Origin of the sequence: Streptomyces katrae (assembly GCF_000966975.1) — a bacterium.
GTDB classification, from domain to species: domain Bacteria; phylum Actinomycetota; class Actinomycetes; order Streptomycetales; family Streptomycetaceae; genus Streptomyces; species Streptomyces katrae.
Genome location: NZ_JZWV01001041.1, coordinates 1 through 4,155 on the forward strand (window position 1 = coordinate 1; position 4,155 = coordinate 4,155).

The 4,155-nt window shown below is 74.9% G+C and carries 5 protein-coding genes; 1 reads left to right on the forward strand and 4 read right to left on the reverse strand.

Annotated features, from left to right (window positions below; translation table 11 throughout):
* Nucleotides 1-621, forward strand: a 621-nt coding sequence (locus VR44_RS31920; RefSeq protein ID WP_045951115.1) for an SLATT domain-containing protein, incomplete at its 5' end; no start/stop codon positions are given.
* A 15-nt stretch (nucleotides 622-636) separates the two neighbouring features.
* Here VR44_RS31920 and VR44_RS31925 read toward each other — a convergent pair.
* The 4 genes from VR44_RS31925 to VR44_RS31940 all read right to left on the reverse strand — a co-directional run.
* Nucleotides 637-1,116 carry a hypothetical protein gene (locus VR44_RS31925; protein ID WP_045951116.1) on the reverse strand — a complete coding sequence of 160 codons (480 nt, stop codon included), beginning with the start codon at nucleotides 1,114-1,116 and terminating at the stop codon, nucleotides 637-639.
* Between the two features lie 95 nt (nucleotides 1,117-1,211).
* Nucleotides 1,212-2,096 carry a S1 family peptidase gene (locus VR44_RS31930; protein ID WP_045951117.1) on the reverse strand — a complete coding sequence of 295 codons (885 nt, stop codon included), beginning with the start codon at nucleotides 2,094-2,096 and terminating at the stop codon, nucleotides 1,212-1,214.
* Nucleotides 2,097-2,258: 162 nt separating this feature from the next.
* The gene (locus VR44_RS31935) at nucleotides 2,259-3,080 is read right to left on the reverse strand and encodes a DUF1684 domain-containing protein (RefSeq protein WP_045951118.1); all 822 of its coding nucleotides are present in this window, start codon (nucleotides 3,078-3,080) and stop codon (nucleotides 2,259-2,261) included.
* 111 nt (nucleotides 3,081-3,191) lie between these two features.
* Nucleotides 3,192-4,155, reverse strand: a 964-nt coding sequence (locus VR44_RS31940; protein ID WP_045951119.1) for a hypothetical protein, incomplete at its 5' end; no start/stop codon positions are given.

Below are 4,155 nucleotides of genomic sequence, written 5' to 3' on the forward strand. Positions count from 1 at the left end.
TTCATCAAGTCCCTGGCGTGGCGGTACGCCGTGCACGGGGCGCCGTTCGGCAGTGAGGTCGCCGGGGTGGAGGGGGTGTACCGGGCGCGGCTGGAGAAGGGGCTGGACGAGCTGCGCAAGATGGGCTGGCGGGACCCGCGGACGGCGGGTCTGGTGCCGGAGGGAGGGGAGATCACCGGGGCGATGCAGCGGCTGCGGGGGCTGGAGTACCAGGTGCGCCGGGAGACGTACGTCCGCGACCGGCTGATCGAGCAGCGCACCTGGTACCAGCGCAGGGCGGAGGGCTCGCGGCGGGCGACGGCCCTGTGGGCGTGGACGATCGTGCTGCTGACCTGTCTGGGGCTGGTGTTCGCGCTGTCCGGGGCGTTCGGGTCGGGTCCGGGTGCCACGGCGGCGGCGGGGGTGACGAGTGCGGCCGCGGCGGCGGCGATCGCCTGGAACGAGGTGCGCCGCCACCATCCGCTGATCGAGGCGCACACGCTGATCGAGCAGGACCTGTCGGCGATGATGGTCGTGATGCAGACGACGATCACGGAGTCCCAGTGGCCGTCGGCGGTGTACGAGACGGAGCGGTACGTGTCGCCGCAGCACACCGACTGGCTGGCCCGGCACAGCAGTTGAGGGTCCGGGCGCGGTTCAGTCGCGGGCCGCACCCTCGGGCCAGATGACGGTGACGGGTTTGCCCAGGGCCCTGGCGTAGGCGACGATCTCACCGGTGCCGCCGTGTCCGCGGGCCGGGAGGCCGTCCCAGACGGCGACGAGCCGGTCGCAGCTCTCGGCGATGTAGGTGCCGGCGGCGTAGTAGGCCTCGTCGGTGGAGCGGGGGAAGCCCATCAGGACCTCCTGGGTGGCCCGGTCCTTGAGGCGGCGGTAGGCGGCGAGGCCGCGGCTGTCGCGGAAGGTGTCCTCGTAGTCCCCGCTGGGGATGACGACGGTGAGTTCGGCGCCGTACTCGAGGGCGATGGCGGCGAAGAGCTGGTCGGCTCCGTCGGCGAGGCTGGACAGTGCCTCCAGCGGGCCGGGGTGCCCGCCGAGCGCGGACCGCAGGCCCTCCTCGACATGGGCGAGGCACCCGTCGGGAATCGTCCGGTGCCCGGTCACGCCGATCCGCTTCATACGAGCTCCTCCCCCGTGGACGCCCTGGACATCCTCCCAGAAGGCGGGAGGACGTCCAGGGGGCCTGCGGCCGGGGCGGCCGCCCTTCGGGGCCGTCAGTAGACGCTGACGCCGTAGGCGCTCAGGGCCTCGGTGACGGGCTGGAAGAAGGTGGTGCCGCCCGAGCTGCAGTTGCCGCTGCCGCCGGAGGTGAGGCCGACGGCGCGGGTGCCGGAGTAGAGGGGGCCGCCGCTGTCGCCGGGTTCGGCGCAGACGTTGGTCTTGATCATGCCGTAGACGATGTCGCCGTTGCCGTAGTTGACGGTGGCGTTGAGGCCGGTGACGGTCCCGCCGTGGATGCCGGTGGTGGAGCCGCGCCGGGTGACGGACATGCCGGTGGTGGCGTTGACGGCGCTGGTGATGTCCTGGCTGCCGACGGTGCCGGGCGGGACCGGGCTGTTGCTGGCGTACTTGATGAGGCCGTAGTCATTGGTGGGGAAGCTGGAGCCCACGGTGGTGCCGATGGTGGTGGTGTGGGAGGAGCTGGTCCACCAGGTGCCCGCGCCGTCGGTGCAGTGGCCGGCCGTCAGGATGTAGTAGTTGCTGCCGCTGCGGACGTTGAAGCCGAGGGAGCAGCGCCAGCTGGTGGCGTAGATGGCGTCGCCGCCGGAGAGCAGCTTCCTGATCTTGCCCGGCGTGCGTTCGATGCGCAGCGCGGCGGCGTCGGGTCCGGCCTCGCGGCGGATTCTGGCGAGGTCGGCGTCGGTGACGGTGGAGTCGGCGGTGACCACGAGGGTCCCGGTGGCGGCGTCGGTGTGCCAGGCGGTGCCCGCGACGTCGGCGCGCAGCACGGAGGCCCCGGCGGCGGCGAGCCGGGCGGCACTGAAGCCGGTGTCGGCGGGGTCGGCGCTGGCGGCGGTGGGGGCGGCGATCGCGGCGACGGCGGCGAGGCCGGTGGCCACGGCGAGCAGCCGGAGACGGGTGGTGCTGTTGGTCCTCACTTCACGTCCTCCCGGAGGGGGGTCTGGGGCCCGGCGGTCGTGGGGGTGCCGGAGCCCTTGAGCGGCGGGGGGAGGGCGCGGCGGGCGCGCGGCCGTCGGCCGAACGTTTCGCCGTGCCCCTGACAAGTCCGCCGGATGACGCTGAACGGGAGTGTCCTGGCGTCAGTTACCGGCGACAAGGGCGCCTTTCAGCCGTCGCTCTCCGGCGGCGGCCGCGAAGGGCAGGGTGTTCCCGGGGGGCGGGAACGGGCAGATGAAGTGGTCGGCGAAGGCGCAGGGCGGCAGCAGGGCGCGGTTGAGGTCCACGGTGATGCCCCCGTCGGGACCCGGGGTGCCGGGCCGCAGGAAGCGGAAGCGGTAGCTGGAGTCCCCGCTGGTGGCGTCGGCGAAGACGGCCCACAGGCTGCCGTCGTCCGCGTCGACGGCCACGTGGAGGGCGTGGCGGGCGCCGCCGTACTCGAAGAGCAGCTCGCCGCCGAGGCCGAGCCCGCGGGCGCGCCCGTCGGCGTTCTCGACCTGGACGGTCCGGTCCTCGCCGTAGGGGCGGAACCGGCCCGGCAGGGCGAAGGCGGGGTCGTAGGGGGTGGCCTCGATGCCCCGGAAGGCGCGCCGGGCGGCGGAGCCGGGGTCGTAGGTGCGCACGGCCCACTCCCCCTCGCGCCGGATCACCACCAGGCGGACCTCCCCCGCGGCGAGGCGGGAGTCCGCCGGGCGGCCCGCGTCGGCGGCCAGCAGGGCCTCACCGTCGAGGGGCTTGCCGTCGAGTTCCAGGCCGTCCTCGGCACAGGCGCTCACCAGCACGCCGTCGGCGCCGGCGCGCCAGCGCCCCGGAACGGCCGGAATTCGACCTTCCAAGTCCTCCGGCACCGACTCGGAGAGCCAGTGGGTGCCGGTCAGCGCGAGGGGTCCGTAGGGGGCGGAGACGGTGGCCACGCGCTGCTCGTGCCACCGCCGCCAGGCCGTGGTCGCTTCGTCGTCGCTCATGCCGCTCAGCCCTTCCCGCCGGACCCCGGCGGGAATCCCCCCGTACGCCGTACGGGCCTGCGGGGGCGCGGAACTGACGCGGGCTCAGTCCCGGCGGATCCCCGGGGCGCGTCAGCTGCAGCCGCAGTCGCAGTCGCAGCCGTCGCAGCAGCAGCCGTCACAGTTGCAGCAGTCGCAGCCGTCGCAGTTGCAGCAGTCGCAGTCGCAGTCGTCGCACCAGGCGTCGCGCTTCTTGCGGGACCAGGGGCCCTCGTAGTCGGTGCAGCAGATCTGGCAGGTGCAGAACAGTCCGATGGCCACCGCGCAGCCGTGCAGCAGACCCCGGCGCGGCTTCTGCGGGGGCAGCCCGCCGCCCCCGTGGCCGCCACCGCCGCCGGGACCGCCCGGGCCCATCGGGGGCGGCATGCCCGGACCGCCGGGGGCGTACTGCGGTGCGCCGCCGCCGTAGGGGTTCTGGCCGTACGGCGTGCCGCCGTAGGGGCCTCCCTGCCCGTAGCCGCCCTGGGCGTTCGGGTCGTAGCCGTGCGGCGGGGAGGCCTGCGGGGGCTGCCCGTAGCCCTGCCCGGCGGAGTTCGCGGCGGCGTGGCCGTGCCCGCAGGAGGTGGTGCCGAAGGCCCGGTCCACCGAGGTGCGCAGCTCGTGCACCAGCAGCCGGTGGGCGAGCCCCGCGTCGGCGAACTCCACCTCGCGCATCGCCAGCTTGATCCCGTGCAGCGCGTCGTCGCACAGCCGGCGGGCCTCGGCGCGGGAGGTCCCGGTGGCGGTGAGCGGGTTCCAGGCGCCCGCGGCGGCGTCGGCGGTCTGGTCCTCGACGGCGTCCAGCAGGTGCGCGAGCCGCCCGAAGTAGCGGCCGGCCTCGGCCAGCGGCGCGGCGTTGCCTGGCCGTCCCGCCAGGACCGCGGTATGCGCGAAGGCGGCCGCGGTCGCGGTCTCCGTCGGCTCGGTGACCACCAGGACGGGCGTGCCCGGGCCGGCCAGGGTCTCGATGCCGCCCTGCCGGTCCACGGCGTCGACCAGCACCGCCGTGTCGAAGCCGAGCGCGGCCCCCGTCCGGGCGCCGGCCCGGTCCCAGCCC